Origin of the sequence: Gordonia crocea (assembly GCF_009932435.1) — a bacterium.
GTDB classification, from domain to species: Bacteria; Actinomycetota; Actinomycetes; order Mycobacteriales; family Mycobacteriaceae; genus Gordonia; species Gordonia crocea.
This window is the reverse complement of record NZ_BJOU01000001.1, coordinates 430981-447002: the sequence shown is the minus strand read 5'-3', so window position 1 is coordinate 447002 and position 16022 is coordinate 430981. Positions and strand designations below refer to the sequence as shown.

The following is a 16022-nucleotide window of genomic DNA, read 5'->3' as shown; positions in this document are numbered from 1 at the left end:
GTCTCGCTGAGGGCCGTCTCGGTTAGGGGCCCCGGTCGGTCACGGGTTAGCGTGACAGCGGAGGTAATCGTGACGACCGAGAAGACGGCACCCGCGGCCGGTCCCGACGAGGAGCGCCACCCGCGCGCCGCGGTGGTCGTCCTGTCCGCGGCCGGGATCGTGGTGGCGCTCATGCAGACCGTCATCGTCCCCCTCATCCCCAAGCTCCCGACCCTGCTGCACGCACGCGACGAGCACGCCACCTGGGCGTTGACCGTCACCCTGCTCGTCGGGGCGGTGATCACCCCGATCGGCGGGCGGCTCGGCGACATGTACGGCAAGCGCCGCATGCTGCTGGCCAGCATGGGTGCGGTCGCCCTCGGATCGGTGGTCTGCGCCGTGTCCGGGTCGCTCCTGCCGTTCCTCATCGGCCGCGGTCTGCAGGGGCTCGGCTTCGGCACCATCGCCCTCGGGATTTCGGCTATGCGCGACATCGTCCCGCCGCGCCGCCTCGGCGCCTCCGTCGGCGCCATGAGCGCCTCGCTGGGGATCGGTGGCGCGCTGGGGCTTCCGGTCGCCGCGTCGATCGCCGAGTTCGTCGGCTGGCACGTCCTGTTCTGGTTGTGCGCCCTCGCCGCCGCCCTGGCCGGCATCGGGATCATGCTGACCGTCCCGGAGAGCACCGGCCGCGCGGGCGGCCACTTCGACTCGCTCGGCGCCCTCGGACTCGCGGCCATGCTCACCTGTCTGCTGTTGCCGCTGTCCATGGGGGCGACGTGGGGGTGGGGGTCGCCGAAGACGGTGGGGATGTTCGTCGCGCTGGCCGTCATCGCCGCCCTGTGGTGCACCTACGAACTGCGCCGGCCCACCCCGCTCATCGACCTGCGCCTGGCGGCCGGGCGGCCGGTGTTGCTGACCAACGTCGCGTCGATCGCCACCGGCTTCGCGTTCTACTCGATGCAGATCATGCCGATCCAGCTCCTGATGGCGCCGACCACCAGCGAACTGGGACTGGGCTACCAGATGGCCACCGCGGCGCTGGTCCTGGCGCCCAGCGGCATCCTGATGTTCCTCTTCTCCCACGTGAGTTCATGGATCACCGACCGGTACGGACCTCGCACCGCGCTGGCCCTGGGCGGGGCCGGCTTGGGCCTGGCCTACGCCGTGCTGCTGCTGCCGCTGACCACCGACGTGCCGTTCACCTGGTGGTTGATGCTGATCATCGCGTGCATCAGCGGCGCCGGGTTGGGCACCGCCTACGCCGCCATGCCGGCGCTGATCATGCGCGCGGTCCCGGTGGCGCAGACCGGCGAGGCCAACGGCGTCAACGCCCTGATGCGGGTTATCGGCACGTCGACGTCGGCCGCCCTGGTGGGCATGATCCTCACCTGGTCGATGGTGCCGGTCCTCGACGCCGACGGCCACACCCGCAACGTCCCCGACGTCTCCGGCTATCTCACCGCCGCCCTGATCTCGCTGGTGGCCTGCGCCGTTGCGGCCCTGGTAGCGCTGGCCATCCCCGCGGCCCGGCCGAGCCCGGTCATCGAGGACGTCTGAGATGCCCGACGAGCAGCCGGCGGCCTTCCGCCTCGCCTACGTGCCCGGCGCGACACCGGCCAAATGGGCGCGGATCTGGGCGGACCGGCATCCGTCGATCCCACTGATCCTGGACGCGCTCGAGGTGGCGCAGACGGCCGCGGCGATCGGCACCGCCACCGCCGACATGGCGCTCACCCGACTCCCCGATGCCCTGGCGCACGGCGACCCCGGCCCGCACCACACGATCACGCTGTACGAGGAGACCACGGTCGTCGTCCTCCCCAAGGACCACGTCCTGACCGCCGGCGACGAACTCGCCCCGACCGACCTCGACGACGAGAACCTGCTGTGGCCCCTCGACGAACCGCTCCTCGTCGACGACCGACCCGGCACCGCCGTCGACCACCGACCGGCGACCACCGCCGATGCGATCGAACTGGTGGCCGCCGGGGTCGGAGTGCTGCTCGTCCCACAGTCGCTGGCCCGGCTCCACCACCGGCGCGACCTGGTCTACCGGCCGGTCACCGGGATGCCCACCAGCACCGTCGGGCTGCTGTGGGCCCAGCCGACCTCGGCGCTCGCCGACGAGTTCGTCGGCATCGTCCGCGGCCGTAAACCCGGCTCGTCGCGCGGGTCCGCCGAGGCGGCACCAAAACGCTCGGCCAAAGAGAAGGCAGCCGCCAAGCGCGCCGCCCGCCAGGCGGCGGGACAGACTCCGGGCAAGCCGAAGGGCAACCGCCCGCGCCGATCCCGCTGAGTCCGCTCCGCAGACGGGACTTCCGGCGCGCCGTGTGCCAGCATCAGACCATGCGAGTCATTGCCTGCCACGACGGCGAACTGAGCGTCGCCGACGCCCCGGTCCCCGAGGTCGCCAACAACGAGATCCTCATCCGCGTCGCCGCCGCCGGCATCAACCGTGCCGACCTGCTGCAACGGCGCGGCCTGTACCCGCCGCCGCCCGGGGCCAGCGAGATCCTCGGCCTGGAGGTCTCCGGCACCGTCGCACAGGTCGGCGAGCACATCACCGAGTTCCGCGTCGGCGACCCGGTGTGCGCGCTGCTGTCCGGCGGCGGCTACGCCGAGTACGCCGCCGTCCCCGCGGCGCAGGTGATCCCGGTGCCCACCGCCGTCGACCTCGTCGCTGCGGCGGGGATCCCGGAGGTGGCCTGCACGACGATTTCCAACCTCGTGCTCACCGCCGGGCTGAAAGCCGGCGAGACGCTGCTCATCCACGGCGGCAGCAGCGGCATCGGCACCCACGCGATCCAGCTCGCCAAGCATCTCGGCGCCCGCGTCGCGGTGACCGCCCGCACCCCCGAAAAGCTCGGCGCCTGCCGCGCTTTGGGCGCCGACATCACGGTCAACTACGCCGAGCAGGACTTCACCCAGGTGATCGTCGACGAGGGCGGCGCCGACGTCATCCTCGACATCATGGGGGCGAAGTACCTGGAACGCAACGTCGACGCGCTGGCCATCGGCGGGCGCCTGGTCATCATCGGGATGCAGGGCGGGGTGTCGGGCAACCTCAACATCGCCAAGCTCCTCGCCAAACGCGCCTCGGTGCACGGCACGGCCCTGCGCTCCCGCCCGCTTTACGGCGCCGGCGGGAAAGCCGAGGTGGTGGCCGCGACGCTGGAGACCACCCTGCCGCTGTTGGCCGAGGGCACCGTGAAGCCGGTCATCGATTCGACCTTCCCGTTGGCCGACGCCGCGCAGGCGCACGAGCGCCTCGACAGCGGCGAGGCGATCGGCAAAGTGCTGCTCACCGTCGAACCGCAGTAGGGGGTTCGACGAACCCCGCCGGACCGGGACTCAGGCCAACCCGCACGCCTTGGCACCGCCGGCGTAGCCCTGGAGCAGCTGGGCCTCGCGCGCGGCCCCGCTGCCGTGTCCGGAACCCGGATGGCCGATGGACCGGAAGAAGGCGCGGGCCGCGGGCAGCTGCCCGGCGTCGAAGTGGTTCTGTCGGATCGCCCAGTTCAGCGCGGCGCCGGCCCAGCAGTCGGCCTGCTGTTCCATCGGAAGCATCGCGGAACGGTCGCGCACGAGATAGGCCGCGACCGGATCCTTGCCGCGCCGCTCCTGGACGCCGTGCGCCGACTCGTGCGCCAGCATGGTGAAGGCCGCCAGCCGGGTGCGGATCAGATCGCGGTCCGAGATCGGGTCGACGAAGGTGATCCCGTCGCAGTGGTGCATTCCCGTCGGCCGGACGGCGAGGCCGCTGAACCCGCAGACACCGCCCGTCGTCGACGACGGCCAGCCGCCGACGGTGCCCGCCGGGACGAGGACAGTGTGCCGGACCACCGACGCCTGGCCCCGCGAACGCAGCCATTTCTGCACCAGCGACGCACCGCATTCGACATTGGCGGTCGGCGCCGACGAGCGGGTGAGGCAGGCGTGCCCCGAAGTCGAGACCGCGATTGTGCCCACCGGAACCGCGGAAGCGGCCTGATGCGGCGCCGCCTCGGCGGAGGACGTCAACCCCAGCGATGCGCCGGCGGCGACGATGGTCAGTGCTGCGAAGAATCCTCGGCGTCGGAACATGCTTCCCCGTTGTCGGCCAACTTGCCGAACAACCTACCCAGGGTCTGGAAGTCCTCGTCACCGAGGACCTCCACAACATGCTTGTGCACCTGATCGTCGCGGGCCTCGACCAGGCCCTGGAGGTACTCGCGGCCCGCCTTGGTCGGGCGCACCCACCGGTGGCGGGCGTCGTCGCCCTTGACCTCGTCGACGCGCTCGACCAATCCTTGATCGACGAGCCGGGCGATCTGCCGGGAGATCGTGCTCATCTGGATGTGGGTGGCCGCGGCGATATCGGAGATGCGCATCCGCTCGGCCCGACCCAACACCTCCATCACCCGCAAATCCGGCGTGGACGAGAACCCCGCATCCGCGAGCCCCTGATTGATCTGGGCGAACAGACGCCAGCCCCCCTGGACGACCGAGCGCCACGCGCGGTGCTCGGCGTCGGTCAGCCTGCCGGTATCCGCGGCACGCTGCACCTCGCCGTCGTCCCCGGCGGGCCCATCATGAAACTCTGACAACGCAGCCATCCGCTCATCTCACCTCCCCGATGGGGGAGATTCTAACGGGTGTCAGTTAGTGAAGTGACACACCATGACGAATTAGTAGTTGTCGATAGTGCGGAACTCAGGCCAACGAGCCGAGTGTCCGCACGAGGTGGTCGACCTCGTATGGCGTCGAATACGGGCCGAGGCCGATGGTCACCGCACCGCCGGCGTCCGCGACGCCGAGCTGCTCGAGCATGCCGCTGGGCACCCCTGCCACAGCGCGGATCCCGTTGTCGGCCAACCGTTTCACCACATGCGGCGCCGGCACCCCGTCGACCATGAAGCTGGTGATCGGCACCCGGTGCTCGGTGATACCGAAGACGCGGACCGACGAGAGGCTCTCCAGGGTGGTGACCAGGTAGAAATCCAACCGCTGCAAATACTCGTACAGCGCATCCATCGACGTGGCCAGGCGACGGCGGCGCTTGCCCAGCGCCGCATCGTCGAGCGCGGCCAAATGCTCCACCGACGCGCTCAGCCCGGCGAGCAGGCCGCCGCCGGGGGTGACCAGCTCCAACCGGGCCGGACCCGCGGTGGTCCCGTCAAGGGCGACGGCGTCGAGGCGGTCGATCACCGTCGGATCGGCGAACACCATCGCGGCCAGGCGCGGACCACCCCACCGGTGCGCCGACACGATGAGCACATCGGCACCGAGCTCGCCGATGTCGAGCGGCAGGTAGGGCGCCGCCGCGGTGGCGTCGACGACGAACAGCGCCTCGGCCTCGCGCGCCTTCGCCGCGATCTCGGAGATATCGGTGATGGCCCCCGTGGTCGACGAGGCGAGCGGCACGGCCACGACCTTCGTCGCCGAGCCGATCTTCTCGAGGTATTCCTCGAGCGGGATCGTCCCGGTTTCGATATCGGTCTGGGCCCACCTAATCCGTGCACCATAGGCCTGCGCCCGGCGTTCCCACGGCACCGTGGTGGCCGGATCGCTGTCGCGCGAGACCAGCACCTCGGTTCCCCACCAGGATTGGGCGCCCAACGCATCGACCAGGCCCATCACCAGATGCGCCGCCGACGGGCCGAGGACGACGCCGGCCGCATCCCCCTTCACCAGATCCGCCACGGCCCGGCGGGCCGCCGTCAACGCCGCGGCCGACGCCCGGGCGCCCGGGTTCGCATCACCGGGGTCGGACACGATCTGCCGGAACCCGGAGGAGACCGCCGTGGCGACCGACGCCGGGATCGGCGCGCCGGCCTGCGGATCGAGCCGGATCCAGCCGTCTCCCAGCACGGGGTAGAGCCCACGGGCATGGGCGACGTCGAACGGCATGCGACCACGATAACCGCACGCCGCGGCGGCGATCCCTTTGACACAATGGTCCCCATGACCCATGGCTTCGGAAATCCACTCCACCTCCCCGACGACGAGGCGGCCCAGCAGATCATCGTGGTCGGCGGCGGTTCCGGCGGCGACGGCTCCGACGACGAATCGACCGGTCTCGCCGACCTCGTCGAGCAGCCGGCGAAGGTCCTGCGAATCGGCTCGATGATCAAGCAGCTCCTCGAGGAGGTGAAGGCGGCACCGCTCGACGATGCCTCGCGCAACCGGCTGCGCGATATCCACCGCTCGTCGATCCGCGAACTCGAGGACGGCCTGGCACCCGAACTCCGCGAGGAACTCGAGCGGTTGGCCCTGCCGTTCACCGACGACGCCACCCCGTCGGATGCGGAACTGCGCATCGCCCAGGCCCAACTGGTCGGGTGGCTCGAAGGCCTGTTCCACGGCATTCAGACGGCGCTGTTCGCCCAACAGATGGCGGCGCGCGCGCAACTGGAGCAGATGCGCCAGGGCGCGCTGCCCGGCCCCGGCGGTCCCGGCCACCCGGCGGGCCCCGGCCAGTACCTGTAGCGCTTGTATGCTGGAGACCCGTGTCAGCCTCACTGAATGAGCGGGTGATCCCGCCACCGCCGGAGTCGTCGGATTCCCGGACGTTTCGCCGCGGGATCATCGACCTGATCGACGGGCTCTACAACTGGGAGCTGTGGCTGCACCTGGGCTGGACCGACATCAAGCAGCGGTACCGCCGCTCGGTCTTGGGCCCCCTGTGGATCACCATCGCCACCGGCGTCACCGCCGTCGCCATGGGCATCCTCTACGGCACCCTGTTCGGGTTCACCATCAAGGAGTTCCTGCCCTACGTCATCCTCGGGCTCATCTTCTGGAACTTCATCCAGAACTCGATCCTCGACGGCTCGGTGGTGTTCTCCACCAACGAGGGGTTGATCAAACAACTCCCCGCACCGATCAGCGTGCACGTTTACCGAGTGGTCTGGCGCCAGCTCATCATCTTCGCGCACAACATCGTCATCTTCTTGGTCGTACTGGCCGTCTTCCGACCACCGATCAACTGGTGGGCCCTACTGTTCTTCCCCGCGATGGCCCTGTTCGTCCTCAACGCGATCTGGACGACCATCGTGTTCGGCATCCTGTCGACGCGGTTCCGCGACATCTCACAGCTGACGACCACGATCGTCCAGCTGGCGTTCTTCATGACGCCGATCATCTGGAAACTGGGCCCCTCGATGGGCAACCGGGTGGGCAGCCGTGCGCGCCTCGTCGAGCTCAACCCGCTCTACCACTACATCGAGATCACCCGCGCGCCGCTCCTCGGCGAACATGTCGAGTTCTACCACTGGGCCATCGTCCTGGCCTGCACGGCGATCGGCTGCCTCGCCGCACTGGTGATCATGCGCAACTACCGCTCCCGTGTGGCGTACTGGGTTTAGGAGCGACATGACCAACGAGAACCAACCCACCCCGGAGAAGACTGCGCTCGGCGCGCGGGACAAGAACCGCATCGTCGCGGCCGACGACGTCCGCGTCGACACCTGGGACGCCTGCGTCGACTTCCCGATCTTCGACGCCAAGACCCGCTCGTTCAAGAAGTCGGTGCTGGGCCGGGCCGGCGGCGTCATCGGGGCCTCGGACTCCGGCGTTGCGATGGTCGAGGCGCTGCGCAACATCGATCTGCACCTCGAGCACGGCGACCGCGTCGGATTGGTCGGCCACAACGGCGCCGGCAAGTCGACGCTGCTGCGCCTGCTGTCGGGAATCTACGAGCCCACCCGCGGCGCCTGCCGGGTGCGCGGGCGCGTGGCCCCGGTGTTCGACCTCGGCGTCGGCATGGACCCGGAGATCTCCGGCTTCGAGAACATCGTCATCCGCGGCATGTTCCTGGGCATGTCCCGCAAGGAAATGCTCGCCAAGACCGACGACATCGCCGAGTTCACCGAGCTCGGCGCGCATCTGGAGATGCCACTGCGGACCTATTCCACCGGTATGCGCGTCCGGCTGGCGCTGGGCGTGGTCACGAGCATCGACCCGGAAATCCTCATCCTCGACGAAGGCATCGGCGCGGTCGACGCCGACTTCATGCGCAAGGCACGGATCCGGTTGCAGGCACTGGTCGAGCGCTCGGGCATTCTTGTGTTCGCCAGCCACTCCAACGAGTTCCTGGCCCAGCTGTGTGACCGGGCGCTGTGGATCGACAAGGGCGAGATCAAGATGGAGGGCGGCATCGAAGAGGTCGTCGGCGCCTACGAGGGCCCCGACGCCGCCGCCCAGGTCCGCAAGGTGCTGGCCCGCATGGAGGCGGAGGAGTGACGCGCGTCGTCGCGGTCATCGTCACCCACCGTCGTGCGGAGCTGTTGGCCGAGTCGACGGCCGTCATCACCGCGCAGACGCGCCCGGTCGACCACCTGATCGTCGTCGACAACGCCGACGAGCAGGTCGTCGCCGACCATGTCGCCGCCCTGGACCTGCCGACCACCTACATCGGGTCCAAGCACAATCTCGGCGGCGCGGGCGGGTTCGCCCTCGGGATGCTGCACGCGTTGGCGCTGGGCGCCGACTGGGTGTGGTGCGCCGACGACGACGGCCGGCCCGAGGGCCCCGACGTACTCGCGACGCTGCTCGACTGCGCACTGCACCACGGCCTCGGCGAGGTGTCGCCGGTGGTCGCCAACATCGATGACCCGGATGCGCTGGCGTTCCCGCTGCGGCGCGGCCTGGTGTGGCGGCGCAAGCGCTCGGAGCTCTTCGAAGCCGACGAGGAGATGACCGCCGACAACGATTTGCTGCCCGGCATCGCCTCGTTGATGAACGGCGCGTTGTTCGCCGCGGACACCCTCGACCGGGTCGGGGTGCCGGATCTGCGGCTGTTCGTCCGCGGTGACGAGGTCGAGATGCACCGCCGGTTGGCGCGGTCGGGAATCGCCTTCGGCACCTGCCTGACCACGGCCTACCTACATCCCGACGGCAGCGACGAGTTCCGCCCGATCCTGGGCGGCCGGATGCACACCCAGTACCCGGACAACGACACCAAGCGGTTTTTCACCTATCGCAACCGCGGCTATCTGATGGCCCAGCCCGGGATGCGCAAGCTCCTCCCCCAGGAATATGCCCGGTTCGCGTGGTTCTTCCTGGTGAAACAGCATGACCCGGCCGGTTTCCGCGAGTGGCTGCGCCTGCGCAAGATCGGGCGGACCGAGCAGTTCGACCGCCCGTAGCCCACCGTTCCGACCGCGGCGGCGATTCGACGTCGTAAAATCCTGCGTCATGAGCATGAAGCGACTGATCGCCTCTGTCGGCATTGCCGCCGGCCTGATCACCACCGGGGCCGTGGCACCGACGACCCCGACAGCCGACGCCGCCGGGACATGGGGAGCCATCGCCTGGGCCTACAACGGGCGGGCGGCCGGCGGGTACGGGTCGTCGACCCCGGGCCCCGCGATCCGCGAGGCCAAGCGCCGTTGTGGTCCCCAGTGCGGCTACTTCACCTTCCACGACTCGTGCGGCGCGATCGCCTACCAGTTCTCCTACGGGTACAACGAGCGTCGTACCCGGATTGCCCGGGTGTGGGGTTACCCCAGCCACCGCTCGGCACGGCAGGCCGCACGCAACCGACTCGGCTGGGTGACCCGCGTGAACAGCGTCTGCTCCTGGGGCTGAGCGGAGCCACATTCCCGCCGCACGGCCCGTCAAACTAGAACATGTTCTAGTGTGAGGGGAGGCAACGCCTTCCCCTCCCTAAGGAGCATCATGCGGTTCACCTTTGCCGAGGCCATGACCGACCCGGCCTACTACGCGCCGCTCGCCCAGGCGGCCGAAGCGGCCGGATACGACGGGATGACCATCCCCGACTCGATCGCCTACCCCGAGCAGTCCGACGCGAAGTACCCCTACACCCCCGACGGCGACCGGGGATTCCTCGAGGACAAGGCCTTCATCGAAACCTTCATTCAGGCCGCCGCACTCGGGGCGGTGACCTCGACGATCCGCTTCACCCCCTTCGTCGTGAAACTCCCGATCCGCCCGCCGGCGTTGGTCGCCAAACAGGCCATGTCGGTGGCTTATCTGACCAACAACCGCCTCGCGCTGGGCGTCGGCACCAGTCCGTGGCCCGAGGACTACGACATCCTGGGCGTCGACTTCGCCCGCCGCGGCAAGCGGATGGACGAGTGCATGGACATCATCAGGGGTCTCGAAACCGGCGAGTACTTCGAGTTCCACGGCGAGTTCTACGACATCCCCAAGATCAAGATGTCCCCGGCGCCCACCGAACACATCCCGCTGCTCGTCGGCGGCCATGCCGACCTCGCCCTCAAGCGGGCCGTCATCCGCGGCGACGGTTGGATGCACGGCGGCGGCCCGCCGGAGGAACTCGACGCCCTGCTGGACAAGATCGCGGCGATTCGCGAAGCAGAGGGCAAGGCCGACGACCCCTTCGAGATCCACGTGATTTCGATGGACGCCTACACCGTCGACGGGTGTAAGCGGTTGGCGGACAAGGGGATCACCGACGTCATCGTCGGCTTCCGCATGCCCTATGTGCGGGGCAACGACGAGGAGCCGCTGCAGAAGAAGATCGACCACCTCAACTGGTACGGCGAGAACGTCATCGCGAAGGTGAACTCCTGATGGGGCGGCTCGACGGCAAGGTCGCGCTGATCAGCGGCGGCTCGCGCGGCATCGGGGCATCGCATGCCACCCGGTTCGTCGCCGAAGGGGCGCGCGTGGTCATCGGCGACGTCCTCGTCGACGAGGGTCGGGCGCTGGCCGACGAACTCGGCGACAACGCGGTGTTCGTCGAACTCGACGTCACCGATCCCGATTCGTGGCGGCGCGCGGTCGAGACCACGACCGAGGCCTTCGCCACCCCGACCGTGCTGGTCAACAACGCGGGCATCCAGAACGGCGGGCTGATCGGCTCCTACGACCTGGACGACTGGAACCGGATCGTCGCCATCAACCTGACCGGGACCTTCCTCGGCTGCCGCGCGGTGGCCGACCCCATGATCGCCGCGGGCAACGGCGGCTCGATCATCAACACCTCGTCGATCTCGGGAATCCTCGGCTCGGTCGGCACCCACGGCTACTCGGCGACGAAGTTCGCCGTCCGCGGGCTGACCAAGTCGGTGGCGGTGGAACTGGCGCCGCACAACATCCGGTGCAACTCGATCCACCCCGCCCAGGTCCGCACCGACATGGCCGCCGGAATCCCCGAGGACTTCCTGCAGACCCCGCTCGGACGCGCCGCCGACCCGGCCGAAATCACCAACGTCGTGCTGTTCCTGGCCTCCGACGAGAGCTCCTACTGCACCGCGAGCGAATTTCTCATCGACGGCGGGCTGACCTCGACGGTGCCCTACAACCTGCCGAAGACCTAGGCGCTGGCGCCTATTTCAGTTTGAAGATGACCGCGCGCTGCACGACGAAGTTGATCACCGTCGCGGTGCCCTGGGCGATCACGAAGGACAGCAAGGACATCAGCTTGTTGTCCGACGTCCACACGTGCTCGAGGGCGGCGTAGATCCCCACCTGCACGGCGAAGGTCGCCAAGTAGAGCAGCATCACGGCGACGAACCGCGCGGCACTGGGCTCGGCCCGGAAGGTCCAGCGGCGGTTGATGAGGTAGGCCGTCGTCGTGCCCAGCACGAAGCCGAGGGCCTTCGAGTAGGCGGGATCCCAGCCGAGCCCGTACTGCAGGATCATCGTCAGACCGAAGTCGAGCACCGCCGATCCGGCGCCGGTGATGATGAACCGGATGATCGCCGTCGTGAGGTCGACGTCGTCCGACATCTCCTCCGGACCGTCCAGCGGCAACTCGACCGGCGTCGGGATGTGCGGGTCGTGATCGCTGCCGGCGGGAAACACCTCGTCAGGGTCTGCAGATTCAGGCACGCAGACCACTGTAAGTGGTAGACCTCATTACATGTCGATCCGTGAACTCCGTGCAGCATTCCGCTACCGGGTGGCACGCCACCTGCTGATCGGCCCGTTCCTCTTCCTCTGGGGACGGCCCAAGACCACCGGTCAGGAGCACATTCCCAAGCATGGGCCGGTCATCTTGGCGGCCAACCACCTGGCGATCAGCGACTCGTTCTACGTGGTCCAGTGCGCCCGACGACCGGTCATGTTCCTGGCGAAGTCGGACTACTTCACCCAGCCGGGGTTGAAGGGAAAGTTCAAGAAGACCTTCTTCAGCGGCATGGGGCAGATCCCGGTCGACCGCAGCGGCGGTTCCGCGGCGGCCGCGGCGATCGACGCCGCCACCTCGATCGTCGAAGGCGGCGGTGCCTGGGCCATCCACCCGGAAGGCACCCGCTCCCCCGACGGCCGGTTGCACCGCGGCAAGACCGGCGTCGTCCGCGTCGCCGTCAACACCGGAACGCCGATCATCCCGATCGCACTGACCGGTACCGACAACCGAACCTGGCGCAACTTCTGGAAGTCGCGGGTGACCATCGACATCTTGCCGCCGCTGGACCTGAGTTGGGTGAAGCCCGACGACGAGAAACAGATCCGCGAGGCCACCGATAAGCTCATGCAGGCGATCCAATCCACGACCCAGCAGGAGTACGTCGATGTCTATGCGAAGCCCGGTAGCGCCAGGAAATAGCCGGGTAAGGCGCATCGCCTACTCCATCGTCACTGTCGTCGCCACGGTCGGCGTGATCGCCGCGGGGTCGACGGCGAGTGCCGCACCGGTGCCGCCGACCGGCGCGCCGGACTGGTCGGGCATGGACGTGCGCCACGTCAGCCCGCCGCCGGGCACGAAGGCGGGCACCCTGCTCCAGCAGGTGCCACTCGCTGCGCGGCTGAGAGTGCCCGCAGCGGGCAAGGCCGTCCGGTTCTTCTACGCCACGCCCAACCAGCACGGCCCGGGGGCGTCGAGTACCGGAGTGATCTTCCTGCCCCGCGGAACCGCGCCGAAGGGCGGCTGGCCGGTCCTCGCCTGGGCACACGGCACCGTCGGACTCGGCGACAACTGCACCCCGTCGGCCCAGCCCCGTTCCGAGCGCGACACCACCTACTTCGGGCATTGGCTGCGCCACGGCTATACCATCGTCGGCACCGACTACGCCGGGCTGGGCACCCCGGGCCTGATGAGCTATCTCAACGGCAGCGCCGAGGCGCACTCGATCGTCAACTCCGTCAAGGCCGCCCAACAGACCGGACTTCCGCTGGCCAAGCGGTGGGCCATCATCGGGCAGTCGCAGGGCGGCGGCGCGGCTCTCGCCGGCGCCCATCAGGCGACGGCCCTATCCCGCGGCACCGGACTGGACTACCGGGGCGTCGTCGCAACCGGCACCCCGGCGAACATCGAACACATCGTCTCGCTCGCGGGCCCCTACGCGACCTTCCCGCTACCCGCCGGTCTGGCCACCTACATGGCCTACATCCTGGCCGGATTCAGCGAGGCCCGGCCCGACCTGCACGTCGACCGCGTCCTGAGCCCGCTCGGGCGCCGCATGGTCGCCAAGGCGAAGGTGGCGTGCTACCCGGAGATGACGAAGTCGGTCGACCGGGTCACCGGCCACTGGTTCACCGCCCCGCTGCGCTCGATCCCGGGTGTCCTGGGAGCGCTGACCACCTACATGGGCACCCCCATCGCCGGGTATGACCGGCCGATCTTCCTCGGCCAGGGGCTACTCGACGCGGATGTCCCAGCGCCGTCGACCTTGTCGTTGTACGCGCAGCTGCGGGCCAACAACCAGCCCGTCGAGCTGTTCATCTACCCCGACAAAGACCACTCCGGCGCGGTCAACGCCTCGACGAAGGACTCGACGCCGTTCCTGGCGCGCATCATGCGATAGGGCCCACTCGGCGGAGGGTCGGGTCGGTCACAACCTGGCCGACCTAATACGGCTCTCAGGTCTACGCGGGTACCCTTCTGTGCGATGTCTACCAGTGAACTCCCCATCGAGACCCGACGCCTCGTCGGCTGGGCGCGCACCACGCCGATCACCGGACACGTGCTGTCCACCCCCGACGTCGAGGTCATCGCCAAGGCTGTCGCGCAGGTCGCCGACGACAACGCCGACAAGCCGTCGTACCTGCGCCGCGGCGTGATCGCCCGCGGCCTGGGCCGCTCGTACAACGAGTCGGCCCAGAACACCGGCGGCCTGACCGTCGACATGACCCGACTCAACCGGATCCACGACATCGACGCCGACACGGCCGTCGTCGACGTGGACGCCGGCGTCAGCCTCGACGAGCTGATGCAGGCCGCACTGCCGTCGGGCCTGTGGGTCCCCGTGCTGCCGGGCACCCGCCAGGTCACCATCGGCGGCGCCATCGCCCACGACATCCACGGCAAGAACCACCACAGCCAGGGCAGCTTCGGCAACCACGTCGTCGAACTGCAGCTGCTGGTCGCCGACGGCCGCATCCTCACCCTCAAGCCCGAGGGCAGCCCCGACGACTCGGACGGCTCGCTGTTCTGGGCCACCGTGGCCGGCATCGGCCTCACCGGCATCATCCTGCGCGCCAAGATCGCGATGAAGCGCACCGAGAGCGCCTACTTCATCGCCGACACCGCCCAGACCGCAAGCCTGCAGGAAACCATCGACCTGCACCTGTCCGACGGGTTCGAGGACGGCTACGAATACGCCTCGGGCTGGTTCGACACCATCAGCGCCCCACCAAAGCTCGGTCGCGGCACCTTCTCGCGCGGCAACCTCGCCAAGCTCGACGAGCTGCCCGAGAAGTACCGCAAGGATCCGCTGAGCTTCAACAACAAGGCGTTGATCACCTTTCCGGACGTCTTCCCGCGCGGGCTGGCGAACAAGCTCAGCTTCTCGCTGGTCGGTGAGGCCTACTACCGGATGGGCCCGCCCAGCGAGCACAAGGTCAAGAATCTCGCGCAGTTCTATCACATGCTCGACGTCTTCGGTGACTGGAACAACGCCTATGGCCGCGGCGGCGGATTCACCCAGTACCAGTTCATCGTCCCCACCGGGAACGAGCCGGAGTTCATCCGTCTCATCGAGGACATCCAGGCCTCCGGCCACGTCAGCTTCCTCAACGTGATCAAGCTGTTCGGCGACGGCAACAAGGCGCCGCTGAGCTTCCCGTTCAAGGGCTGGAACGTCTGCCTGGACTTCCCGGTCAAGCGCGGCCTGGCCGAGTTCCTCAACGAGCTCGACCGGCGCGTGATGGCCATGGGCGGGCGGCTCTACACCGCGAAGGACTCCCGCACCTCGGCGGAGAGCTTCCACGCGATGTACCCGCGGATCGACGAATGGCGCGCGACGCGTCGGGCCATCGACCCGACCGGCGTCTTCATGTCCGACATGGGCCGCCGCCTCGACCTCGCCTGACCCCGTTCGTCAGCCGCTCGACCCCGTTCTCCCGTACTGAAGGAACCACCATGATCAACGCCGTCGGCGCCCCCCAGTCCATCTTGGTCCTCGGGGGCAGCTCCGAGATCGGCCTGGCCATCACCGCCGAGTACCTCAAGCTCGGCCCGGCCCGCGTCGTCCTCGCCTGCGTCCCCGGCGATGACGCCGCCCCGGCGGCCGTCACGCTGCTCAAGGACGCCGGTGCCACCGATGTCAGCGTCATCGACTTCGACGCGCTGGCCACCGACACCCACCCCGGGGTCATCGACGCGGCCTTCGCCGACGGCGACATCGACGTGGCGATCGTGGCCTTCGGCATCCAGGGCGACGACGAGCAGGCCTGGCAGGACCACCGCCTGGCGGTGCTCGAGGCCCAGATCAACTACACCGCCGCCGTCTCGGTCGGCGTGCTGCTGGGCGAGAAGATGCGCGCCCAGGGCCACGGCCAGATCATCGCGATGAGCTCGGTGGCCGGCGAACGCGTCCGCCGCTCCAACTTCGTCTACGGCTCCACCAAGGCCGGTCTGGACGGGTTCTACCTCGGCCTGGGCGAGGCGCTGGCCGAGTTCGGCCCCCGCGTCCTGGTGATCCGGCCCGGCCAGGTCCGCACCCGCCTGTCCGCGCATGTGAAGGAAGCACCCCTCACGGTCAACAAGGAGGACGTGGCGCAACTCGCCGTCGCCGCGGCCACCAAGGGCAAAGAGATCGTCTGGGCACCCGGCCCGTTCCGCTACATCATGATGGTGCTGCGCCACATCCCGCGGGCGGTGTTCCGCAAGCTGCCGATCTGATCGGCTA

18 protein-coding genes are annotated in these 16022 nt (G+C 68.8%); 14 read left to right on the top strand and 4 right to left on the bottom strand.

Annotation, left to right across the window (positions count from 1 at the left end):
• Positions 1 to 171 precede the first annotated feature (171 nt).
• Genes nbrcactino_RS02020 through nbrcactino_RS02010 form a run of 3 tightly spaced genes read left to right on the top strand, consistent with a single transcriptional unit; the run spans position 172 to position 3300 of the window.
• Positions 172 to 1536, top strand: a complete 1365-nt coding sequence (locus tag nbrcactino_RS02020) for an MFS transporter (protein WP_371864544.1) — start codon at positions 172 to 174, stop codon at positions 1534 to 1536.
• Position 1537: 1 nt separating this feature from the next.
• Positions 1538 to 2275 (top strand): LysR substrate-binding domain-containing protein, encoded by a 738-nt coding sequence (locus nbrcactino_RS02015; RefSeq protein WP_161925847.1) that lies wholly within the window; start codon positions 1538 to 1540, stop codon positions 2273 to 2275.
• Positions 2276 to 2325: 50 nt separating this feature from the next.
• A complete protein-coding gene (locus nbrcactino_RS02010; protein WP_161925846.1) occupies positions 2326 to 3300 on the top strand; it encodes an NAD(P)H-quinone oxidoreductase in 975 nt (324 codons plus the stop codon).
• Between the two features lie 30 nt (positions 3301 to 3330).
• Here the strand turns inward: nbrcactino_RS02010 and nbrcactino_RS02005 are convergent, their stop codons facing one another.
• The 3 genes from nbrcactino_RS02005 to nbrcactino_RS01995 form a co-directional block, all read right to left on the bottom strand.
• Complete coding sequence (locus nbrcactino_RS02005) at positions 3331 to 4062, bottom strand: hypothetical protein (RefSeq protein WP_161925845.1); 732 nt, start codon at positions 4060 to 4062, stop codon at positions 3331 to 3333.
• On the bottom strand, positions 4029 to 4574 hold the full coding sequence (locus nbrcactino_RS02000; RefSeq protein ID WP_161925844.1) for a MarR family winged helix-turn-helix transcriptional regulator: 546 nt from the start codon (positions 4572 to 4574) through the stop codon (positions 4029 to 4031). The genes nbrcactino_RS02005 and nbrcactino_RS02000 overlap by 34 nt, the downstream gene beginning before the upstream one ends.
• Before the next feature lie 97 nt (positions 4575 to 4671).
• Positions 4672 to 5868 carry an aminotransferase class V-fold PLP-dependent enzyme gene (locus tag nbrcactino_RS01995; protein ID WP_161925843.1) on the bottom strand — a complete coding sequence of 399 codons (1197 nt, stop codon included), beginning with the start codon at positions 5866 to 5868 and terminating at the stop codon, positions 4672 to 4674.
• 54 nt (positions 5869 to 5922) lie between these two features.
• On the opposite strand from nbrcactino_RS01995, the gene nbrcactino_RS01990 reads away from it, so the two are divergent.
• The 7 genes from nbrcactino_RS01990 (at position 5923) to nbrcactino_RS01960 (ending at position 11267) form a co-directional block, all read left to right on the top strand.
• Positions 5923 to 6447: a bacterial proteasome activator family protein gene (locus tag nbrcactino_RS01990; RefSeq protein WP_228460631.1), complete on the top strand. Its 525-nt coding sequence runs from the start codon at positions 5923 to 5925 to the stop codon at positions 6445 to 6447.
• A gap of 20 nt (positions 6448 to 6467) precedes the next feature.
• On the top strand, positions 6468 to 7325 hold the full coding sequence (gene wzm, locus nbrcactino_RS01985) for a galactan export ABC transporter permease subunit Wzm/RfbD (RefSeq protein WP_161925841.1): 858 nt from the start codon (positions 6468 to 6470) through the stop codon (positions 7323 to 7325).
• Between the two features lie 7 nt (positions 7326 to 7332).
• Entirely contained in the window at positions 7333 to 8202 is an 870-nt protein-coding gene (wzt, locus tag nbrcactino_RS01980; RefSeq protein ID WP_228460630.1) for a galactan export ABC transporter ATP-binding subunit Wzt/RfbE, read from the top strand.
• Positions 8199 to 9107 (top strand): galactofuranosyltransferase GlfT1, encoded by a 909-nt coding sequence (glfT1, locus tag nbrcactino_RS01975; RefSeq protein WP_161925840.1) that lies wholly within the window; start codon positions 8199 to 8201, stop codon positions 9105 to 9107. The genes wzt and glfT1 overlap by 4 nt, the downstream gene beginning before the upstream one ends.
• A gap of 49 nt (positions 9108 to 9156) precedes the next feature.
• Positions 9157 to 9549, top strand: a complete 393-nt coding sequence (locus tag nbrcactino_RS01970; RefSeq protein ID WP_228460629.1) for a DUF4189 domain-containing protein — start codon at positions 9157 to 9159, stop codon at positions 9547 to 9549.
• 90 nt (positions 9550 to 9639) lie between these two features.
• A complete protein-coding gene (locus nbrcactino_RS01965) occupies positions 9640 to 10518 on the top strand; it encodes a TIGR03619 family F420-dependent LLM class oxidoreductase (protein ID WP_161925839.1) in 879 nt (292 codons plus the stop codon).
• Positions 10518 to 11267 carry an SDR family oxidoreductase gene (locus tag nbrcactino_RS01960; RefSeq protein ID WP_161925838.1) on the top strand — a complete coding sequence of 250 codons (750 nt, stop codon included), beginning with the start codon at positions 10518 to 10520 and terminating at the stop codon, positions 11265 to 11267. Before nbrcactino_RS01965 ends, nbrcactino_RS01960 begins: the two co-directional genes overlap by 1 nt.
• A 10-nt stretch (positions 11268 to 11277) precedes the next feature.
• Here the strand turns inward: nbrcactino_RS01960 and nbrcactino_RS01955 are convergent, their stop codons facing one another.
• The gene (locus nbrcactino_RS01955) at positions 11278 to 11781 is read right to left on the bottom strand and encodes a GtrA family protein (RefSeq protein WP_228460628.1); all 504 of its coding nucleotides are present in this window, start codon (positions 11779 to 11781) and stop codon (positions 11278 to 11280) included.
• A 31-nt stretch (positions 11782 to 11812) separates the two neighbouring features.
• On the opposite strand from nbrcactino_RS01955, the gene nbrcactino_RS01950 reads away from it, so the two are divergent.
• From nbrcactino_RS01950 to dprE2, 4 genes are all read left to right on the top strand, one after another.
• Positions 11813 to 12499 (top strand): lysophospholipid acyltransferase family protein, encoded by a 687-nt coding sequence (locus nbrcactino_RS01950; protein ID WP_161925837.1) that lies wholly within the window; start codon positions 11813 to 11815, stop codon positions 12497 to 12499.
• A complete protein-coding gene (locus nbrcactino_RS01945) occupies positions 12465 to 13697 on the top strand; it encodes an alpha/beta hydrolase family protein (protein WP_228460627.1) in 1233 nt (410 codons plus the stop codon). The genes nbrcactino_RS01950 and nbrcactino_RS01945 overlap by 35 nt, the downstream gene beginning before the upstream one ends.
• An 84-nt stretch (positions 13698 to 13781) precedes the next feature.
• Positions 13782 to 15203 carry a decaprenylphosphoryl-beta-D-ribose oxidase gene (gene dprE1 / locus nbrcactino_RS01940; RefSeq protein ID WP_161925836.1) on the top strand — a complete coding sequence of 474 codons (1422 nt, stop codon included), beginning with the start codon at positions 13782 to 13784 and terminating at the stop codon, positions 15201 to 15203.
• A gap of 50 nt (positions 15204 to 15253) precedes the next feature.
• Complete coding sequence (gene dprE2 / locus nbrcactino_RS01935) at positions 15254 to 16015, top strand: decaprenylphospho-beta-D-erythro-pentofuranosid-2-ulose 2-reductase (RefSeq protein ID WP_161925835.1); 762 nt, start codon at positions 15254 to 15256, stop codon at positions 16013 to 16015.
• The last annotated feature ends 7 nt before the right edge of the window (positions 16016 to 16022 follow it).